Genomic DNA, 19,180 nt, shown 5'->3' with positions numbered 1-19,180 from the left:
TATAACTTTTTTTGAGGTTTGGAACGCTACGCCAAGTAGTAGCTATCTGACTAAATTCAACTTGAGAGGGTAGCGTTAGATCCTGAAAATAGGCAACCTGTAAAAAAGTATTCCTTAGGTATGAAACAAAAGTTGGGGATTGCACAAGCAATAATGGAGGATCCTTCTTTACTTATACTTGATGAGCCATTTAATGGACTTGATAAAACAAGCGTCCAAAACATTCGTACATTATTGCTTGATCTGAAGAAAAAGGGCGTAACGATTCTTCTAACGAGCCATATGCAAAAAGATATTGAATTGATATGTGATGAGGTTTTTGAATTTAATGATAAAAAATTAAAAAAACTAAAGGTTAATGAATTAAGCAATGAAGACGAACATTCTTGACTCATCAAAGTTTCAATCATTCATAATGCTGTAAATGAAGGCTACCGACTAAAATTTTGTTATGTGTGAGTTACGATGAAAGTAAGTTAAGTATTTTAGAAAGGAGTATGATTAAAAATATTTTCTCTGTTTTTTTAGTACTTTGTGGTCTAGTAGTTGGTTTAGTTTACTAAATACTTTGAATAAAAACTTCCTTTAATATGGTGTCGAATAACTTATTAAATGAAGGTGATTTCACAAAGTTGCTCACAATTTCAGCGGTGATAAGACTTTACACTGATTACAAAGAACAGATGATTTGGTAGAAATTCAGTTTATTGAAATGGATAAATGTTTAAGGTATAGATAAATAAAGAACTTTAATCATTCAATACTAATTTAGAGAGGTGGTTGCTGATGTTTGGTAAGGTAGATGACGGTAAAAAGATTGTGCGTGAGGATATCTATAAAGCTTTGGAGGAAATAGCGCAGACCGATGAAAACATACGTAAAGCACTTCAAGCATGGGAAGAAATCAGTCTAGATCCAGATAATATTATCGCTTACCAATCACGGGTCAAGTATTTGCTAGATGAAGAGGCTAAAATTGAAGATGCAAAATACTACGCGAAACAAGAAGGAATAGAAAAAGGAATTAAACAAGGGATAGAAGGCATTGCGAAAAAGATGATTTTAAAGGGGAATAGTGATAAAGAGATTATAGATTTAACTAACTTATCATTTGAAGAGTTACAAGCATTACGCCAAGAGGTTAAATAAAGTAAAAAGCATTCAAGGAAAATTGACGATTCCTTGAATGCTTTTTTGCGTTAAACGAATTTTTTTCAAACCGTTCTTAAACGCCCATTTTTCTACGTGTATTACTTGTTTTTTTCGTTTGTTGGCTTTTCATTTTCTTTGTTGAAGTGTCACCATTCATTTTTCCCTTAGTAGTAGCATTTTTGTTCTTTTTGTTTTCAAGCTGTTGCTTCACGGCTTCTTGCAGAGTCATTTTCTTTTTTGGTGCTTCAGTCTGATTATTTTCTGTCATAGGAGATTCCCCTTTTTGAATATGATTGTTAATAGTTAGTTCCAGTATAATCTATTTTCCGTAATTTGTGAAACTCAGTACAATACGGAATTTTAGCTTCGTACATACATGGCTAAGAAATCTATTTCTGGGGTATAAATTAATAAAGAAAAGCTCTGTGATAATTTACAAATAAATGTTTATAATATGCATATTTTCATTTGATTTTTCTCATTCTAATATATACAAGCACATCGAAAGGAAGTGGGAAGTATTTTGTACAGCAGAAAACAATTCATCTGGGCTTATTGTATTTCTAGTGTTACTTCAATTATTGGCACAATCGCTATTTTTTTAATATTAGATTATTATCAATATACAGCTGATTTTGGCTTATTTTATAAACTGTTACTTGCATTTATTAGTGGAGGACTTATTGCCTTTGCTTTAGGGCTTATTTTAATGAATTTGTACTTTGAAAGTAGTTTTTCTCACAATAAAAAGAAAGTAAACGATGTGATATAAACGATAAAGTCGATTGGTCCGAAATATTAGGATTCAATCGACTTTTAATATGTGATGTTAAAATTGGGTTTGTTTCAAAGAATCCAGACTATTTCAACGATTAGATAGGCACATTGTGGTTCTATACAGAAAATACTTTGATAATATCTAGTACTGCATCTTTCTTTACAATAAAAGTTAATTCTACCTTTTCAACGCTTAATAAAGAGCATGAGATTTGAATTTTATGAGTTGAAAATGTGCATCTTACTTATTTTTAGATGGGTTGTTTAGAATAAAAAATATGACACCTACAAATACCGCAAAAATAATTGAGCTTATTAGGTTTGATATACTAATATCATCAGTGTTCACAATTATCATGATGAAAATACTACTAGAGAAAAATAAAGATGCTACTACTAATCTATTTTTTATTATATTTTTAACTTTAAACACCTTCTCTAATTAGCCAAGTATACTTTTTAATTATTCACAGTTACTTTTTCCAGGGAATTTCTTATTCATTTCTTCTGCAAAGCGAGAACCTCTTCGTCATCTGGGTATTCGTTCGCAACCGTATATTCTGTAAATACACCAAGAATAGAAAACATTACAATAACAACGACCATAGTGCCTTTAAATAATGTACATGGACTATTTTTTATTATAATATCACTCCAGTTTAATGTATTTAATAAAAATCATTTGTTATTAAATGGGTACTTTAAAATAAAAAATATCCCAGTAGCTATTGCAGCAAAAAGAGTATATGCAAGTAAATCTTGTAGATTTATAACATCAAAATCCTGAATTAACTTAACGAAAAAAACGATAAAGAAAAAGCCAGATGCGATTAATGCTTTATCTTTTTTTGTATTATCTTTAATGGAAAACACCTCCTGAATATTTTGAGGAAGAGTCATTTAATTTTAATAGAAGAGGTTCATATATGAATGAATGCCTATCTATCGAACTCCATTAGTAATAGAAGTACTAGTCAAATCCAAAAGGAAATATTATATCTAATAGTGTAACTATGCATGTCATGATAAGAGCCACTACCATAGAGGCTAGTAATCTTCTTGTATAAGAAGATTTTGGGGTCTCCTTGTAAGGAGAACCCCTTACAAATGAAGGTATAAATATTATTAATGTAAAATATAAAAAATAGGCGAGTGATTGATAATACCACATAATACTTCACCAACTTTCCTTGAAGTACGAAATGGTTGATAACTTGAATGGTACTTTTTGCACGAGAATGTTACTAACTAAAATTCTTACATGCCAAATACCTAATTTCATAGTTGTAGGGTCAATTCGTAAATGAGGATTTGCCTGAACTTTAGTTGATTCTTTTTCGAATAGTAGAAGGTTGTTCCTTTGTTGTTCCCCAACTCAACATAAGTCGTCCTCCTTTATCATTTTACCGTTTATTTACGAAAATTTTATCATTGAGAATCATTCTCGGTCAATCGATTTATGTGGGGATTTTATTAATTTTTTTGCCAATAGTTGATGATGAAAGAGAAGCGCTACTCAGCGATTTGACAGTGTTATATCATAAAAAAAGCTAGTAGCACAAAGGTGATTGTGCAGCTAGCTTTTTGCTTTATGTTGGAGGAATAGTCCGCGGATAATACCCGCAATAAAGATGATGGATAACAAGGCAAGAAATCCATAAGCATGCCATTGTTGTAAAATACGATTGTGTCCCATTGCCACTAATAAATCATTGAAAAGTGAGTATGTAAAATACAGTAAAATACTATTTTTAATGAGGCAGAAGATAATTATCCCATTTTGTCGCTCTTTATGAGAAAGAGTTGGCTTATGTTTACGGACTACAGGATAAGCCGCTTTTATTTCCAAGTAATGTAAAAGCAAAAAGAGCATTAACGCTACAAATGGTAAATAAAAGATAGCGATTTTAGGCCCGAACTGTGCGTGATCCGTCGTAAAGCTTTGTAAAACTGGAATGGAGGAGGGGAGTTTATGATATTGAAGCACAGTTGCGGTAATGCCAGCTGTAAAAATGGTTGCCACAATAATTGTAAGTTGTTTACACAGTTTTGGGGTAGGTGTTTTTAGTTGTTCATGCATACGATCACCTCGATATTGACTTCTTTCAAAATAGGATTCTGTTATACTGTAACATAAGATTGATATCAAGTGGTTAGAAAGAAGGATTAGATGGAATACGTTTTATTTTTAGTGATTGGTATTGCAGGGAATGTCATCGGCACATTAGTTGGTGGTGGTGGATTAATCACATTACCAACAATGATGCTGATGGGTGTACCAGTTCACTCAGCAATTGGAGCGAATAAAGTTTCCAATATGGTAAGTGCTTTTTCTAGCTTTTATACAATTTTTAAAAGAAAGGAATTGTCTTGGTCGGAAATGCGTTCAGTTCTGCTTGTATCTTTGATTGGTGGTACATTGGGTGGGCTCTTTGCTTCCTTTATGAGCGGTCAGACGCTAACGCTTATTGCTATTATTTTACTTGGCTTCGCACTCATTATGTCGTTTATCGGTGGTGCTGATTTCGGTGAAGTAGAAAGCTTTAAAATGAATAGAAAAAATGGACCCATTTTGCTGGGTGTAGGATTTTATGATGGCTTATTTGGCCCTGGTAGTAGTACATTGGCGTTGTATACGTATGCGTATGAAAAACTTTCCTATATAAAAGCTGTAGGATTGTCTCGTGTTGGCGTTTTTGCGATGTGCTCAGGGGCAGCCATTACGTATATTGCAACAGGAAAAATAGAGTGGCCGCTAACGATCGTTTTAATGTTTGGATCCGTTATTGGCGCGCAAATTGGCATTGTCCTTGCAAGAAAGGTAAAGGCAAATCAAGTCAAGATACTGTTACGTGTTGTAACAATAGTGCTTATTTTACAACTTATTTATGATTTCTTCCAACAGTTATAAGGAGGGTTCGCATGTTTGAAATTTCACCTTTTCCGACATTTTCCTGGTCACTTTCACGTCATAAAACATTAACGAGCTGTGCTAGAAAATATGGCTTTGAATATTATTTTTCTCATAATGGGTGGCTGAGCCATCAAGTAGAGCCATTTCACCAGCATGTTTATCGATTAAAAAAGTTGCAAGCGATGCCTATATTATTTGGACAAATTGTCCATCGATTAATCGAGCAAACGATTATCGATTATTTGCAAACGAAGACAGTACCATCTGTGTCAGAGCTTGTCAATCGTGCGCGTGGTCAGTTAAATGCTGCCTTTATTGATTCGACTCGCCACGTGGATTTATGGAGACATAAACCTAATAAGTTTTACATGATGCAGGAAATCTATTATGAAGGGAAGCTAAATGCTGAACTTATTACGGACTATAAAAATCGTTTAGAAGCGGTATTTACGAACTTCCTTTTAAGTGAGACGTTTTTACAAATTACTGCGCATACAGGCTCATTACGAATTGGAGAGCCCGAACAGTTTCGCTCGATGAAAATTGAGGATACGCAAGTTTTTGTCGTGATGGACTTTCATTATTACGATGATATGGAAGATAAATGGATAATAATTGACTGGAAAACAGGTGGTCAATCAGACGACGATCGTCAGCAATTAGCGCTTTACGCCTATTACATTCAACAAAAGCATGGTGTTTCACTAGAAAAAATCGAAGTTTATAATGAATATTTAGTGACAGGAGAACGCAAACAATATACGTTTACGTCGTTCGATATGGACAATATTTTACATACATTTCGTCACAGTGTTTTAGAAATGAAAAAGTTTCAAGCCGATATACTTTCAAACGAGCCTGTAGATCTTGAAGATTTTGAGCAAACACAAGATGAATGGCGCTGTTTAAGATGTAATTTTAAAGAGCTATGTGCCAACAAATGAGTTGGAAAACTAAGCAAGTGACCAATCATTGTGGAAATTATCAAAATAAAATCTAATGGGAGGAGAGTTAACTATGCAATACTCTATACAGCCAGTAGCGATCGTAAATAATAATAGAAAAGAAATTGAGGATGATAATTGGGGTTCAATAATGTCAACAATTGAACTTACAGAAAATTTTAATGAATTGTCTTTAAAGGGTGTTGACGAGTTTTCTCACTTGGAAATCATTTTTTATTTTGATAAGGTTGCTGATGAAAAAATTCAGTACGATGCAAGGCATCCTAGAAACAATAAAAATTATCCTGAGGTTGGTATTTTTGCACAAAGAGGAAAAAATAGACCCAATAAATTGGGGGTAACTATTGTAGAACTAATAGAAATAAAACAAAGAACATTAATTGTTAAAGGATTAGATGCGATAGACGGAACTCCTATTATTGATATTAAACCTGTAATGAAAGAATTCTTACCAAAAGGAGATGTGAAACAGCCAAATTGGTCAACGTCATTAATGGATAAATATTGGGGTTAAATTGATTTTTTCTAACATAATTTACCTATTTTGTAGTATTGAAAAAAGACCACTCCGTGATGAACTGCCCCCCAATTGTTAGATTGTGTCTAACAATCGGGGGTGCGGTTCAGTGATGGGGGGTCTTTTGCTATCGTTACTAAAAGTGACTAATAGGTGACCTAAAGCGATTATTAATTAGAGCTTTTGATTTACACTTAAACTAAATGGAAGCTATAATTATATTTCAAGCTGAAACGGGCAAGTAAACTAGATGGATTTTGGATAAACAGCAGATAGAAGAACTATGTGTAACATAAATCAATGCTAGCTATAGTAAGGTCATTTGTTTAAAACAAAAAAAGCGACAATCGCAATAAATGTGAATAAAACGTTTAAAAGCATATAAACAGGTCGTAGTTCTTTATACGTGACTATCATCGCAATGATAGATGATAAAACCGCTAAAGGAATTGTGACATAAAAGATGTCCCACAAATAGAAGCCATCAATGTAAACAAATACTGTTAAAACAGCAGTAATAATGGTCCACTTCATTGTGTTATTTGACATAATATTTCCTCCTTATGCTTAAAAATACAAAAAAATAATAGCATAATTAGGCGATTATCGTAAACTATGAGGTTATAAGGAGATGTAATGCAACGTGTTTAAGAAAATGATAATATTTGGTGCTGTCATAACAATGTTAGCAGCTTGCAGCAATAATGAGGCAACTGAAAAAAATGAGGCTACCCAACAGGACACCACTCAACAGCAGGAGAAACAGGTAGATCAACAAGAAACGAATTCGATTGAACAACCAGAACAAAATGTCCAAGGTGAAGTTACAGACAATACGGATCTTAGTGAATGGACTTCTTTACCTGAATATAGCAAAATTACCGAACAAATCGATAATAAAGCTATCCACTTTGAAAAGGTGACGGATTCTAGCGATAAACGTATTTTATTCATTATCGATGAAAATGGCACAAAGCTTTATAAATCAATTTATATTAAAAATACGAATCGTTTAAAAATAATTAATATAAAAGATGGCGGACAAATTTTTAACGATGTGTTGTCCTAGTGTCCTATGAGAGACTTCCCTTCATACGAGGCCATAGTAAAATCGGTGGGTATGAGTTAACCCACCGATAAAGTTAAGCTATTTAGTTAATGCCATAAATTCACTTAATTCTTCGGCTGTTAAAGGCTCTGTTTTACCAATCTCCGTATGAACATCAAAGACGGCAGAGTTTTTAATCGTTCCAGATATTTCTCCAGAAGTATTTTTGAGTACACTTGTCGCATTAAGAAACCAAAAATAATGATCTTGTACTTTTTTAGGGAAGTTTGCACCAAACATGCCATTGACAAAAATCGGTGCTCGGAAATGCATAGTCTCTTTTTTTAATGTCCCAACTATCACAACTTTCTTCTTACTTCTTGGTGGTACTGTTACCTCTATCTTAGCAGTTGCCGTTTTTGATTCTGTTTCAGTTTTTGATTCCCCAATAGTAGTACTAACAGAGAATTCCATCCCTGATTCAAAAAATCCCTCTATTGTAAATTTAGAAGCGAAAGTTAAGCCCGTTGTACTTTCAGTAGACCATGTTTGTTGACTTTGCCAACTGCCTTGTACTTCTAATGTCATAGTGGCTGCTTCATCTCCATGATTTACAGCAATATTACTACCGACAATGACTGATTTAGGGGGTGCCCCGTCTCCCTTAGTATACGTAAAGTCACCAAGTGTTTTGTAGCAAGGGTGGCCATATTGCTCAGTGATTGCAGGTGTAACTCCTTTAAAATAAGTTTCGCTATTTACTGCAATACCATCTGGATTTACTTTGAATTTTTCTTTGAATGCTTCTCTCACTTTGTCATAACTTGAATTCATCGCAGGTAAATCTGAAAATAAAAATTTCTCTCGTATTAGCTGAGTTTGCATTTATTTCCCTCCTAGTATAGTGGTGCTTTTTAGTAAAATCGAGTTTCTACCTTAACCTAAAAGTAAACCTCCTTTATTTCTATTTTGATACTCAACTTTATGTAAGTACCTCACTATAACTGTAAAACAATAAGAGACAATGAAATACTGATTAATGTTAATAATTGGATTATTAACATTTTTTAACATGTTTTAATAACGAGCGATTCATATGATTGTATCTGCGGTTGCACAATTAGCTAGTACCAATTAACTGAGAAAGTGCCCAATAATTAATATAAAAGAGAGAATTGCAATGAAAACGAACGTTATCGTAATCGTTATATAGCTAATAATTAAAGTAGCCCTATTTTTAACATCTTTCATCCCAATAAGGGCTAGAAAGAAACATCCTATTGTTAGAAGTAATATAGCGTTCAAAGGATGAAAATGAAAATGTGCGATCAAAAAGTTTAAAAATGTTGCGGATGAACTGACAATAAGAAATATAATAATGGTACCTATTAATAAAATCAGTGACCATATAGTTAAGGTTATTTCCATACATTCCCTCCTGTTTTATTTAAACGAATTTTATATTCTATGTTCCATAGAATGCCTACCTAAAAATAAGTTGAATCGGCTATACTTTGTACTAAATAAGTGATGAATGGTGGTGAAATTGTGGGAGTAGCAGAAGTTTTAACCATCGTCTTTATTGTGCTAAAGCTAACAGGAGTTATTACATGGTCGTGGTGGTTAGTGCTGTTACCATCGCTCATTTCTTTTACAATTTACGTACTTCTTTTACTAGGAAAGGTAGCCATCGTTATAGCAACGATAGTGACGGTGAAGAAACGTAAAAAGCAATAGGTGTTGAATGAAGACTAGGGTAGTTTAATTAGTAGAAATATCGGACGATAAACGAAGGAGAGATAGCTTTGCAGTGTATTAAGGGGGAAAACGATGAATTATAATGTAGAAGTTTTATTAGAAAATCATGAAGCATTTGTCACATTTCTAAATACTAGTTTAAGAGAGTTTAATAATGAACATTCTCGATACCATAAAGAAATAAGAAAAGAGGGGGCTGTGCAGCCTTTAAATGTTATTGTTTCAAATGATAATGAATGGATTGGCGGATTAACCGCGGAGGTTTATTGGGATTGGCTTGAAATTAATAAGTTTTGGTTTAGTAAGGAATATCGTCGACAAGGATTAGGTGAAAAATTGTTGTTACAAGCGGAAGCAACCGCAATAAAGATGGGGGCCACAAAGGCATTGTTAACTACATATGACTTTCAAGCGCGCTCGTTTTATGAAGCGAGAGGATATATAGTTGTTGGAGAAATAAAAGATTATCCCCCTGGAAGTAGCTATTACACAATGGTTAAACATTTAGTTTAATTAAATAATTAGACAATTTACGGGGACAGTGTAAGACGCAATATTATGGATGCGCGGTTTTTTGCGTCTTACCTGTGTAGTTCTTGTTATGGGGGTTTTAACCATTAAACGTGATACTAAAATAATTTTTCTATATACGTAGTATCCAGTTTGTCTAATAATTTATAGTCTTTCATGTAATTTTCCTCGTATAAATAAACAAATAGATGTGTTGAATCATCAAGGCGAATGCCGACTTCACGATTATCATTAATTCGTAATGTTAACCAATATGCCTCTTTAGAATCTGACTTCGCAAAAAATACTTTTCGAATTTCTTTGTTCTTAAATAACTGCATAATATTACTGATATTATCTGCATCTGTTACCGTAATTGTTTTTTCGTCAGATGCACGAATAATTTCAATTTCATTAATCTCTTCGATATCAAGCCGATCAATCACTTCTTTATTGAAAGTAGAATCTCGAGTTAGTAATGATGTCGTCACATACAAGATAATAAGGGGGAATAGGACTAATAAAACTATTTTATAGATTTTTCTCATGTTAATCTCCTTAAATTCTAAAAATTCGCACATATGTATTCTGTTCCACGCTATAATTGAGCATATACTGAATTGATAAAGGAAGGCAATAAAATGAACTATAATCATCAAGAAAAAGAGCTTTTTTATCCAGATGGGAAAATAATGTACAGTGGTGGCGTCAAGAAAAACGATTTTGGCCATGATATTTACGATGGCAAGGGGACAATTTTTGATCAGGAGGGTGAGGTTTTATTCGAGGGAGAATTCGTCAATCATATGAAGCAAGGCAACGGCATTATGTATTTAAAAGGTCAAATAATCTATCAAGGCGAATTTATACAAAATAAAAAACAAGGTACGGGCATTTTATATAAAGATGGAAAAGTCTATTACGAGGGGCATTTTCGGAATGACTTAATGGATGGCTATGGGATTTTATATTATGAAGAGGATGTCATTGCACCATTTAAAGATTTACGTGAGCAATACCCACACTTAAATCGACCGCAATTTGAGGGAGATTTTGTGCATGGTATGAAAAAGGGTAAAGGCATACAATATTATCCAAGTGGTTTTTTACAATACGAAGGTGATTTTATGTGGAACCATATGCAAGGGGCAGGTAAGCTGTATTATGTTCCAGAGGCACCTACCGAGGTGGAGCTTCAATCGGGTGTAACGGCTTTACACTTTGAAGGTTATTTCTTTGAAGACATGAAGCATGGAAAAGGGAAAGTCTTTTCAAGACAAGGTGTGCTTGAAGCGGAAGGGCATTTTAAAGAGGATGTTATGACAGGGAAAGGCACACTTTATTATAGTAATGGACAAGCATCCTATAATGGCGACCTTGTCAACGGGCTAAAGCATGGTCGTGGCGATTATTATAATGAAGAAGGCAAAATCATTTATAGTGGAGAATTTATTAACGGTGAGCGTTTGCGCATTACACCAGAAATAGAGAGAGAAATAGCTAAACTACAGGCGCAATTAGATGGGCTTGTAGGGCTTCCAAATGCAAAAAAGGAATTACATAATTTAATCAACTTTATTAAAATTCAAAGCTTACGTGTTGACCATGGCTTAACGAGCTTCCCTATAACGTATCATCTCGTTTTCTCGGGAAACCCTGGAACTGGAAAAACAACGGTCGCTCGCATTATTGGTCAAATTTACAAACATCTTGGCGTATTGTCCAGTGGCCATTTCGTTGAGACAGATCGTGCAGGGCTCGTAGCGGGCTATGTTGGTCAAACAGCCCTAAAAGTACAAGAAGTGGTGAAAAAGGCAACAGGTGGCGTGTTATTTATTGACGAAGCTTATTCATTAATTAATGATAAGCAGGATGCATTTGGTAAAGAGGCGATTGATAGCTTGTTAAAAGCAATGGAAGATTTACGCGATGATTTAGTAATCATTGTGGCAGGATATACTGAGCTCATGGAGGAATTTTTACAAACTAATCCAGGATTCAAATCGCGCTTTAATCATTTTGTGCAATTTGATAACTTTAGCACAGATGAGTTATATGAAATATTTGCGATGCTATGTAAAAATAACGATTATCGTTATGGTGATGCTTTTGCACAGCATATGAAATCCCAATTAAACCAGATACCTGTTGAAACAATCCCGAATTTCTCAAACGGACGTTATATTCGAAATGTATTTGAAAAGCTGGTGACAATTCAGTCGAATCGTTTAATCCAGCAGCAAAATATTACGAGAAGTGAACTGATGGAATTTGCGGAGGCAGATATTGTCCAAGCGATTTCTGAAGATCTTTTTGATAGTACGTTTTAATAACTTAACATCACAATGCATGGCAACTATATAAATATCATATATATAAGAAACGAAAATATAGAAAATAGATAATTTTTATCTAGTAGGGAGAGCTTGATGAAGAAAATAGTGCCATGGTTGTTGGTTCTTGCGTGTGTTTTACCAACATTTTTACACATTAAGATTACAATCAATAACAACATCGATGTTCATAAAGGGAATAAAACACAAGATTAGACGTATCACCTCATTGCCCCTAGCAATCTGTTACGGGGCTTTTTTATGTTCTTTCAATTGACGAAATTTAGAAAAAACCATATTCTAAATTAAACATACGGTAGTGTATGTCTTTTTGGATTGGGGGGAAATGTTTGAATCAAATAATTTATTTATTGCGTCACGGAGAAACCGTTTTAAATACTCAAGGACGATATCAAGGGGAGCTTGATTCACCATTAACGGCTATTGGCATCGAACAAGTTCAGCAAAATGCAGATATGTTGAAAAGTTTAATTGGTGATTCGCAACAGTGGCAAGTATTTTCAAGCCCTTTAGGAAGGGCCTTGCAGAGCACCGAAATAATATGCAATACGATGGGCTATGATTTTAACAATGTACAACAGGACAATCGACTAGCTGAGGTTGCTGTTGGAGATTGGGCGGGCTTAACGACGAAAGAAATTGAACATACTTGGCCTACTCTTTTAGATCAAACAGATCATTATAACTGGTTTTTCAATGCGCCAAATGGTGAAAGCTACGACGCCGTTGTGAGTAGACTAACGGATTGGCTTGATAGTATAAAAGATGTACCAAAAGTAATTGTCATTTCACATGGTCTAACAGGACGAATTTTACGGGGCATCTATGCTGATCTTGCAAAAGAGGATGCATTGAAGTTAGATGTTTCACAAGATGTATTTTTTAAATTAACACATAAAAACATCCAAAACATTTCATTAGCATTCGATGATTTTTATTAAAAAGTAGCGGTTGTTTTATTACATAATGTGAAATGACATACAATCCTTAAGAATTTCTTCATAATTTTCCTACAGGAATATTCATAATTGCCTCCTATTATAATGTGTGGGAGGCGTTTTTTTATGAAAAAATTTGTATTATTTTGTTGTATATGTGCGGTTGCAATATTTTTCTATACTAATAAAACAAACGAACAAGTAGTGGACATTGAGCTACCATCGTTACATAGTAAAAATGCTTTATTATTAAACGATAACGGCGATGTGTTATATGAAAAAAATGCAGATGCCATTATCTATCCAGCATCGTTAACAAAAATCATGACGGCAATCGTAGCGATTGAGGCGAGTAAAGATCTTCAAATGCAAACGATGGTTACGCCACAAACAATTGCAAAGTATACTGCCCAAAATGCTTCGATGGCTGGCTTCCAAGGTGGAGATTTTGTGACGATTGAGGATTTATTATACGGTACATTACTGGCATCAGGTGCCGATGCAACTGCTACGCTTGCTATTGCTATCGCAGGTAGTGAGGAGGCATTCGTTGCTATGATGAACGATAAAGCGCAGGAGCTAGAATTAAATGATACGCATTACGAAAATGTTAGTGGGCTCCATCATCCAGCCCATGTATCAAGTGTTCGTGATATTAGTAAGCTCTTTCAATATGCACTGGAGAATCCTACATTTTATCAAATTTTGACTACAAAAAGTTATACGACATTAGTGCCAAATGAATTAACGATATCCAGCACATTATTTACAAAAATGGATGGTGTGGAAGGTGCAATTCTTGGTGGAAAAACAGGGTATACACCTGAGGCAGGACTGTGCTTAGCGTCCTTAATGGAAAAGAACGGTGAAGTATTTATTTTCGTTACGACGAATGCAGAAGGGCATGTTTGGACACCTCCATTTCATGTTGAAGATGCCATGGCAGCTTATCAAGCACTATAGGGGGAAAACTATGAAAAAAATAGTAGCTACATTTATGTTCTGCTCAGTTTTCATGACAGGCTGCATTGTGCAAACGCCTGAAGTGGAGCAGACAACTTGGGAGCCTTTAATTGGCACCTATGTTGGGGATGCGATGAGTGTTGGCAAAGTTGCGAATACAGTGTTTTTCCATGGAGATACAATCGACCACTTTGATGTACGGGGGGAGGTGCTACGCGTTATCTATAAAAATGATGATCAAGCATTAAGTGAATGGTTCTCGTCATCTATATCTAAAGATAAAGCCATTGTTTATAACGCTATGATGGGTGCCATTTTAGTACCAAACGCGAAGGGGTATGGTTTTGAAGTGGATGGAGAAGGGTATGAAATTTCTAGAGATGTCTTAATAGATGAGATGGAAAATCTATTTTCTACAATACCTAAAGGCAATGAATTTTTTGATAAAACAAAGGTAAAGGCATTTTTGCAAGCACATGAGCAAACAATTCAGCAGTATGCTGTTGATTCAGATTATCAAAAAGCATTGTTAGCTAAATTTACAATTAGCAAATCTGGTTGATTATTACTATTTTCTGGAGAGAAATCTTCATCTATAATTAAAATCAAATCCTATGTTTTTAGCATATTTTACACGGGAGATGACATCAGAGATTGTAAAAGGCGGTGTAGAATAATGAAAAAATTAGTACCCTTTGCTTTGATTTGGGCATTTTTTTGTAGCATTGTGATGGTAGGGCATGCTTCTGCAAAGACAGAAAATGTGGCCACCATCCTGCAAGTTACAAAGGATGCAATGGTCTATGTAGATGCTTCAACTGAAAGTAATGTGAGTGGTCATGTAACAAATGGCAGTTTTGTGTTAGCCACACCTTTGAATGAAGAGTGGGTCCATATCCAAATGTCCCAGCTAGAGGGATATGTAGAAGCAACAGCTTTAACCGTAGTTACACCTGAAAAAGCATTAGTCGCAAAAAAAGGCGGCACCAATTTATTTACATATCCAAGTCCAAATGCACAAAAGGCTGGACAACTATATGAAAATAGTATGCTCTTTGTGTATGGTACAGCGCCTGGAGGTTGGTCGTATGTTCAATACGGACATCAATATGGCTATGCAGCGACAAATACGCTTAAAAAGCCGACAGCGATCAAAAAGCAGGTAGATGCTCCTAACGGGGCTATGATTCATTTAACAGCGAGTCCAAGCGGTGAAGTGCTAGGTACGCTTGCGAACAAAACGATTGTTCAGCAATATACAATTGTGGCAGGTTGGGCATATGTTGAAGCAGGTGAACAAAAAGGTTACATAAAGGCTTCTGAGCTAACGGATTTAACAATCGTTGATAATAAAGTTTATAATAAAGGAGTTGCTGTAGCGAAAGGGGCTAAAAAACGAGTCGCTTTAACATTCGATGATGGTCCTGATGCCAAAGTAACACCGCAAATATTAGCGATTTTGAAAAAGCACAATGTGAAGGCGACATTTTTTATGGTTGGAAAAAATGCTTCAAGCAATGCTAAAATTGTAGAGCAAGTATTTAAAGAAGGTCATGAAATTGGTAACCATACATGGAATCATCCAAAGCTAACTAGCTTATCGAAAGCAAGTGTTAAACAAGAAGTTGATCGAACAAGCAATGCTATTTATGATGCGATTGGTCAATATCCAACTGTGTTCCGACCACCTTATGGCGCTACAAATGACCAAGTTCGATCTGTCATAACGGTGCCATCTATTTTATGGTCTATAGATACACTTGACTGGAAGCATCGCAATGCCGACAAAATTCTAACATATGTTAAAGCATCTGTGAAAGATGGAAGCATTATTTTAATGCATGATATTCATCAGACGACAGCAAATGGGTTAGAAAATGTCATTCTTTATTTACAGAAACAAGGTTATGAATGCGTAACCGTTAGCGACATATTACATTAATTCAATCTCGTATCATCTTACTATAATAATAGAAGAAGCCGTGCAACTGTCATACTAAGACTGTGCACGGCTTTTTAAATGTTATTTAAATAAGTTAATTGTTGTAATAATAATAGGGATACCAAAAACGTCGATTAAAAATGCGCCTACGATTGGTACAACTAGGAAAGCTTTTGTAGAAGGACCAAAACGTTGAACTACGGCAGACATATTCGCCATCGCATTTGGTGTTGCACCTAAACCATGTCCTGCGAAACCTGCAACCATAACGGCAGCATCATAATTTTTACCGAGTAATTTAAATAATACAAATATACAGAATAGAACAATGAATAGTACTTGTACAAACACGATTAAAAATAGTGGTAATGCTAAGTCGGCAATTTCCCATAATTTAATGCTCATTAATGCCATTGACAGGAAGACACCAAGTGTTACGTCACCGATTAAAGAAATACTTTTCATGTTAATCGCATTTGGTTTTACTTTATCTAAAATGTTACGAACGAATACAGCGACAAACATTGCACCGACGTAGCCTGGAAGAACGAAACCTGTAGCTTCAGAGAATAAAGTTCCAACATACGTTCCTAATGCCATACAAAATGTAATAATAACTACCTGTGTAAAGAATGAATCAGATGTAATTTGTTCATTTTTATTTTCATATTCAATTGCTTCAGTTTCTTGTTCATCTGGTGTTAAATTGTATTTGCCAACTAAATATTTTACAATCGGTCCACCGATTAGTCCACCAGCTACTAAGCCACATGTTGCAGCAGCAGCACCGATTGTCATAGCAGATGAAATACCTAAATCTTCTAAAGTTTGTCCAAATGCAGCAGCTGCGCCGTGACCACCTTCCATGGAAACAGCACCAGCCATCATACCGATTAGTGGATGAATGCCCATAAGTGAAGCGAGTGATACACCAATGACGTTTTGCATTAATGCAAGGAATCCACAAGCTAACCAATAAATGACAAGTAGTTTACCGCCAAGCTTTACAAGTTTAAAGCTAGCGCCTAATCCAATAGTTGTGAAAAACGTAATCATAAATAAGCTTTGTAATGAAGTATCAAGAGATATTTCTAGAATGCCAGTTGTTTTTAAAATGGTTGCTAAGGCTGCGAACAGTAAGCCACCAACAACTGGTGCTGGAATACAGAAACGCTTTAAAAAGTTTACTTTATTAATAAGAAAGCTCCCGAATGCGAATAGAGCGACTGCGAGAAATATAGTAGTGATTTGATTAATTTCGATCATGAACCGTTCCCCCTAATTAAGTGATTGAGTGCATCGTAGACAAAGTAAGCACCCAATTTGACTGTTTGACCATTTTCATCCAGTAACGGATTCACTTCACATATATCAAACGAATGTGTGTGTGGATGTGATGCTACTTTTTGAATTAAAGAGCGAACAGTTTTTGTATCTAGTCCAAAAGGTGATGGCGCACTTACGCCAGGTGCAAATGCAGTGTTGACGACGTCCATACATAAAGTAAGTAAAATCGTATCATGATTATCCATAAAGTGCTGTAAATCATTCATGATATTCGTGTGATTTTCTGCTGTCATTTGTTCTTCTAATACATATTTCACCTGTAGCTCATGTGCTTTATCAAAAAGCTCTTTTGTATTTCCGTAACGCTGAATACCAAGTACAAAATAATCCGCATGTGGATCTTGTTCTAAAATCTGGCGGAACATTGTACCTGATGAAGGCTGTTCATCATATGGGCGTAAATCAAAATGCGCATCAATATTAATAATTCCAATGCTAGCATCTTTTGGTAATGCTGTACGAATACCTAAATAATGTCCATATAATGTTTCATGACCGCCACCAAGAATAATACACTTCATGTTTTTTGCTCGTAAGCCACGGACGATTTCACCAAGCTCACGTTGCGCATCCTCTAACGCATGATTTAGGCAAAGAATGTTACCTACATCGATAATTTCCTGTTGGTCTTCAAATGTCCACGGTAAGCTTGCTAACGCTTCGCGCAACGCATTTGGACCATTGGCAGCACCAACACGCCCTTGATTTCGGCGTACTCCTTCATCACATATAAAACCTACAATACCAGCATTTTTCTGTTCTGAAGCGCTTACATCATTAATAGCTATTCTTTTTACTTTTTGATGTAAACGGAAACTGCTAGTATTTGTAGTTGAATCTATTCGACCTTTCCATTGTTTTTGATCTGTCATTGTATACATCTCTTTATCAACTCCATTAACATTATTCATGTAGTGTTAATTTATTATATATTCACATAATTATATTTACTAATATATAATTATTATTAATCTATAGTTTTAAACTATAAATAGGGAGGTATGTTGTTTTGGATTTAAAACAATTACAATATTTTATCGCAGTAATAGAGCACATGAATTACTCGAAAGCAGCCGAAAAATTGCATATTTCTCAGCCTTCTTTAAGTAATGCAATTAAAAAATTAGAACAAGAAGTGGGTTCTGCTTTGCTTGAAAGAAATACAAGAAATTTGCACTTAACTGAAGCGGGTGAGCTTCTATATGAAAGGGCAAAAGTTATATTAAAAAATATGGAAGTGCTAAAAATTGAAATGGACGAGGTCATTGTACATGGTACAAGTGATTTGACTATAGGTGTGATGGAATCAATTAAGCATTGGTTACCAAAAGCGATTGTTGAATATAAAAAGGTCTATCCACAGATGAAGTTCCATTTAGTAGATATTTTAGGCAGCAAACGTGTTAAAAAATCACTAAAAGGTTATAAAACACATGTTATTATTACAAATCAGTTGATAGATGATGAAGAGCTCGAAGTGAAGTGTTTGTATGAGGAAAGACTTGTAGCAGTGTTGCCTTTAAACCATCCGTTAGCGGCAAAAGATGTTTTATCTATTGCGGATTTAGGTAACGAACCTTTCATCATTAGTACAGACGGTTTTCAAACACGCCAAGATATTTTGAAAGCATTTGAAAATGCAAATCAAGAGATTAATGTACAATTTGAAATTGAGCGTTTTGAAACCGCTGTATCACTCGTTCGTGAAAATTTAGGAATTACGATTTTGCCAGAAAATTATTTACAGGGACCAACTGCAAAAACAATTGTTCAGAAAGAAATTGATTGCCCGAATTTACAGCGACATGTTTATTTAGTGTATTTGAAAAATCGGCATCTTCCCTCTGCAATCCGCCAATTTATTGATGGTGTTATACAATATTTTGACAGCGAAAAATAATAATTATATTTTTCTGGAATAGTTAATACCTTGAATAGGTTTTATAGAATAAAGGAAAAAGTGGATCTTGTTTTAGCTGTTTTGTGAATGTATTA

The 19,180-nt window shown here is 34.8% G+C and carries 22 protein-coding genes; 15 read left to right on the top strand and 7 right to left on the bottom strand.

Going from position 1 to position 19,180, the window contains the following annotated elements; all coding sequences use genetic code 11:
* The first annotated feature begins 54 nt into the window (after positions 1-54).
* Both ACIQ1H_RS07310 and ACIQ1H_RS07305 read left to right on the top strand, forming a co-directional pair.
* The gene (locus ACIQ1H_RS07310) at positions 55-390 is read left to right on the top strand and encodes an ATP-binding cassette domain-containing protein (RefSeq protein ID WP_402888566.1); all 336 of its coding nucleotides are present in this window, start codon (positions 55-57) and stop codon (positions 388-390) included.
* Positions 391-786: 396 nt separating this feature from the next.
* On the top strand, positions 787-1,149 hold the full coding sequence (locus ACIQ1H_RS07305) for a hypothetical protein (protein ID WP_402887673.1): 363 nt from the start codon (positions 787-789) through the stop codon (positions 1,147-1,149).
* Between the two features lie 76 nt (positions 1,150-1,225).
* Here ACIQ1H_RS07305 and ACIQ1H_RS07300 read toward each other — a convergent pair whose 3' ends face one another.
* Positions 1,226-1,420 (bottom strand): hypothetical protein, encoded by a 195-nt coding sequence (locus ACIQ1H_RS07300; protein ID WP_172771304.1) that lies wholly within the window; start codon positions 1,418-1,420, stop codon positions 1,226-1,228.
* 255 nt (positions 1,421-1,675) lie between these two features.
* Here ACIQ1H_RS07300 and ACIQ1H_RS07295 point away from each other — a divergent pair, with 255 nt between their 5' ends.
* Positions 1,676-1,924: a hypothetical protein gene (locus ACIQ1H_RS07295; protein ID WP_172771305.1), complete on the top strand. Its 249-nt coding sequence runs from the start codon at positions 1,676-1,678 to the stop codon at positions 1,922-1,924.
* 1,581 nt (positions 1,925-3,505) lie between these two features.
* Here ACIQ1H_RS07295 and ACIQ1H_RS07290 read toward each other — a convergent pair.
* The gene (locus tag ACIQ1H_RS07290) at positions 3,506-4,009 is read right to left on the bottom strand and encodes a DUF1648 domain-containing protein (RefSeq protein ID WP_402887671.1); all 504 of its coding nucleotides are present in this window, start codon (positions 4,007-4,009) and stop codon (positions 3,506-3,508) included.
* A 90-nt stretch (positions 4,010-4,099) separates the two neighbouring features.
* Here ACIQ1H_RS07290 and ACIQ1H_RS07285 point away from each other — a divergent pair, with 90 nt between their 5' ends.
* The 3 genes from ACIQ1H_RS07285 to tsaA all read left to right on the top strand — a co-directional run bounded on the left by ACIQ1H_RS07285 (position 4,100) and on the right by tsaA (position 6,322).
* Positions 4,100-4,840: a sulfite exporter TauE/SafE family protein gene (locus ACIQ1H_RS07285; RefSeq protein ID WP_172771307.1), complete on the top strand. Its 741-nt coding sequence runs from the start codon at positions 4,100-4,102 to the stop codon at positions 4,838-4,840.
* Positions 4,841-4,851: 11 nt separating this feature from the next.
* On the top strand, positions 4,852-5,787 hold the full coding sequence (locus ACIQ1H_RS07280; RefSeq protein WP_402887668.1) for a PD-(D/E)XK nuclease family protein: 936 nt from the start codon (positions 4,852-4,854) through the stop codon (positions 5,785-5,787).
* A gap of 73 nt (positions 5,788-5,860) precedes the next feature.
* Entirely contained in the window at positions 5,861-6,322 is a 462-nt protein-coding gene (gene tsaA, locus ACIQ1H_RS07275) for a tRNA (N6-threonylcarbamoyladenosine(37)-N6)-methyltransferase TrmO (protein WP_402887666.1), read from the top strand.
* Positions 6,323-6,643: 321 nt separating this feature from the next.
* Here tsaA and ACIQ1H_RS07270 read toward each other — a convergent pair whose 3' ends face one another.
* Positions 6,644-6,874 (bottom strand): hypothetical protein, encoded by a 231-nt coding sequence (locus ACIQ1H_RS07270; protein WP_402887664.1) that lies wholly within the window; start codon positions 6,872-6,874, stop codon positions 6,644-6,646.
* A gap of 94 nt (positions 6,875-6,968) precedes the next feature.
* Between ACIQ1H_RS07270 and ACIQ1H_RS07265 the strand changes: the two genes are divergently transcribed.
* Complete coding sequence (locus ACIQ1H_RS07265; RefSeq protein ID WP_402887662.1) at positions 6,969-7,394, top strand: hypothetical protein; 426 nt, start codon at positions 6,969-6,971, stop codon at positions 7,392-7,394.
* A 78-nt stretch (positions 7,395-7,472) separates the two neighbouring features.
* On the opposite strand, the gene ACIQ1H_RS07260 is transcribed toward ACIQ1H_RS07265, so the two are convergent.
* Positions 7,473-8,258 (bottom strand): hydralysin-2, encoded by a 786-nt coding sequence (locus ACIQ1H_RS07260; RefSeq protein ID WP_402887660.1) that lies wholly within the window; start codon positions 8,256-8,258, stop codon positions 7,473-7,475.
* 663 nt (positions 8,259-8,921) lie between these two features.
* Between ACIQ1H_RS07260 and ACIQ1H_RS07255 the strand changes: the two genes are divergently transcribed.
* Positions 8,922-9,110: a transmembrane Fragile-X-F protein gene (locus tag ACIQ1H_RS07255; protein ID WP_402887658.1), complete on the top strand. Its 189-nt coding sequence runs from the start codon at positions 8,922-8,924 to the stop codon at positions 9,108-9,110.
* 93 nt (positions 9,111-9,203) lie between these two features.
* The gene (locus ACIQ1H_RS07250; RefSeq protein ID WP_402887656.1) at positions 9,204-9,644 is read left to right on the top strand and encodes a GNAT family N-acetyltransferase; all 441 of its coding nucleotides are present in this window, start codon (positions 9,204-9,206) and stop codon (positions 9,642-9,644) included.
* A 116-nt stretch (positions 9,645-9,760) separates the two neighbouring features.
* Here the strand turns inward: ACIQ1H_RS07250 and ACIQ1H_RS07245 are convergent, their stop codons facing one another.
* Complete coding sequence (locus tag ACIQ1H_RS07245) at positions 9,761-10,189, bottom strand: hypothetical protein (RefSeq protein ID WP_402887654.1); 429 nt, start codon at positions 10,187-10,189, stop codon at positions 9,761-9,763.
* A 93-nt stretch (positions 10,190-10,282) separates the two neighbouring features.
* On the opposite strand from ACIQ1H_RS07245, the gene ACIQ1H_RS07240 reads away from it, so the two are divergent.
* From ACIQ1H_RS07240 to ACIQ1H_RS07220, 5 genes are all read left to right on the top strand, one after another.
* Positions 10,283-11,971: an AAA family ATPase gene (locus ACIQ1H_RS07240; protein WP_402887652.1), complete on the top strand. Its 1,689-nt coding sequence runs from the start codon at positions 10,283-10,285 to the stop codon at positions 11,969-11,971.
* Between the two features lie 353 nt (positions 11,972-12,324).
* Positions 12,325-12,936, top strand: coding sequence for a histidine phosphatase family protein (locus ACIQ1H_RS07235; protein ID WP_402887650.1), 612 nt, complete (start codon positions 12,325-12,327; stop codon positions 12,934-12,936).
* Positions 12,937-13,059: 123 nt separating this feature from the next.
* The gene (locus ACIQ1H_RS07230; RefSeq protein ID WP_402887648.1) at positions 13,060-13,896 is read left to right on the top strand and encodes a D-alanyl-D-alanine carboxypeptidase family protein; all 837 of its coding nucleotides are present in this window, start codon (positions 13,060-13,062) and stop codon (positions 13,894-13,896) included.
* Positions 13,897-13,906: 10 nt separating this feature from the next.
* On the top strand, positions 13,907-14,458 hold the full coding sequence (locus ACIQ1H_RS07225) for a hypothetical protein (protein ID WP_402887646.1): 552 nt from the start codon (positions 13,907-13,909) through the stop codon (positions 14,456-14,458).
* Positions 14,459-14,572: 114 nt separating this feature from the next.
* Entirely contained in the window at positions 14,573-15,838 is a 1,266-nt protein-coding gene (locus tag ACIQ1H_RS07220; RefSeq protein ID WP_402887644.1) for a polysaccharide deacetylase family protein, read from the top strand.
* A gap of 81 nt (positions 15,839-15,919) precedes the next feature.
* Here ACIQ1H_RS07220 and gltS read toward each other — a convergent pair whose 3' ends face one another.
* Both gltS and hutG read right to left on the bottom strand, forming a co-directional pair.
* Complete coding sequence (gltS, locus tag ACIQ1H_RS07215; RefSeq protein WP_402887642.1) at positions 15,920-17,104, bottom strand: sodium/glutamate symporter; 1,185 nt, start codon at positions 17,102-17,104, stop codon at positions 15,920-15,922.
* Positions 17,101-18,066: a formimidoylglutamase gene (hutG, locus tag ACIQ1H_RS07210; RefSeq protein WP_402887640.1), complete on the bottom strand. Its 966-nt coding sequence runs from the start codon at positions 18,064-18,066 to the stop codon at positions 17,101-17,103. The genes gltS and hutG overlap by 4 nt, the downstream gene beginning before the upstream one ends.
* A 128-nt stretch (positions 18,067-18,194) precedes the next feature.
* On the opposite strand from hutG, the gene ACIQ1H_RS07205 reads away from it, so the two are divergent.
* Positions 18,195-19,085: a LysR family transcriptional regulator gene (locus tag ACIQ1H_RS07205; protein ID WP_172771321.1), complete on the top strand. Its 891-nt coding sequence runs from the start codon at positions 18,195-18,197 to the stop codon at positions 19,083-19,085.
* The last annotated feature ends 95 nt before the right edge of the window (positions 19,086-19,180 follow it).

The organism is Lysinibacillus sp. NPDC097279 (assembly GCF_044761745.1).
Lineage (GTDB): Bacteria > Bacillota > Bacilli > Bacillales_A > Planococcaceae > Lysinibacillus.
Note: the sequence above shows the minus strand (reverse complement) of the source record. Positions and strands in the feature narration are given on the sequence as shown.

What these genes read in the sequence shown, in the direction of transcription:
- ACIQ1H_RS07305 (WP_402887673.1), top strand. Translation starts at nt 787, where the DNA reads ATGTTTGGTAAGGTAGATGACGGTAAAAAGATTGTGCGTGAGGATATC.
- ACIQ1H_RS07300 (WP_172771304.1), bottom strand. Translation starts at nt 1,420, where the DNA reads ATGACAGAAAATAATCAGACTGAAGCACCAAAAAAGAAAATGACTCTG.
- ACIQ1H_RS07290 (WP_402887671.1), bottom strand. Translation starts at nt 4,009, where the DNA reads ATGCATGAACAACTAAAAACACCTACCCCAAAACTGTGTAAACAACTT.
- ACIQ1H_RS07285 (WP_172771307.1), top strand. Translation starts at nt 4,100, where the DNA reads ATGGAATACGTTTTATTTTTAGTGATTGGTATTGCAGGGAATGTCATC.
- ACIQ1H_RS07280 (WP_402887668.1), top strand. Translation starts at nt 4,852, where the DNA reads ATGTTTGAAATTTCACCTTTTCCGACATTTTCCTGGTCACTTTCACGT.
- tsaA (WP_402887666.1), top strand. Translation starts at nt 5,861, where the DNA reads ATGCAATACTCTATACAGCCAGTAGCGATCGTAAATAATAATAGAAAA.
- ACIQ1H_RS07270 (WP_402887664.1), bottom strand. Translation starts at nt 6,874, where the DNA reads ATGTCAAATAACACAATGAAGTGGACCATTATTACTGCTGTTTTAACA.
- ACIQ1H_RS07260 (WP_402887660.1), bottom strand. Translation starts at nt 8,258, where the DNA reads ATGCAAACTCAGCTAATACGAGAGAAATTTTTATTTTCAGATTTACCT.
- ACIQ1H_RS07250 (WP_402887656.1), top strand. Translation starts at nt 9,204, where the DNA reads ATGAATTATAATGTAGAAGTTTTATTAGAAAATCATGAAGCATTTGTC.
- ACIQ1H_RS07245 (WP_402887654.1), bottom strand. Translation starts at nt 10,189, where the DNA reads ATGAGAAAAATCTATAAAATAGTTTTATTAGTCCTATTCCCCCTTATT.
- ACIQ1H_RS07240 (WP_402887652.1), top strand. Translation starts at nt 10,283, where the DNA reads ATGAACTATAATCATCAAGAAAAAGAGCTTTTTTATCCAGATGGGAAA.
- ACIQ1H_RS07230 (WP_402887648.1), top strand. Translation starts at nt 13,060, where the DNA reads ATGAAAAAATTTGTATTATTTTGTTGTATATGTGCGGTTGCAATATTT.
- ACIQ1H_RS07225 (WP_402887646.1), top strand. Translation starts at nt 13,907, where the DNA reads ATGAAAAAAATAGTAGCTACATTTATGTTCTGCTCAGTTTTCATGACA.
- ACIQ1H_RS07220 (WP_402887644.1), top strand. Translation starts at nt 14,573, where the DNA reads ATGAAAAAATTAGTACCCTTTGCTTTGATTTGGGCATTTTTTTGTAGC.
- gltS (WP_402887642.1), bottom strand. Translation starts at nt 17,104, where the DNA reads ATGATCGAAATTAATCAAATCACTACTATATTTCTCGCAGTCGCTCTA.
- hutG (WP_402887640.1), bottom strand. Translation starts at nt 18,066, where the DNA reads ATGTATACAATGACAGATCAAAAACAATGGAAAGGTCGAATAGATTCA.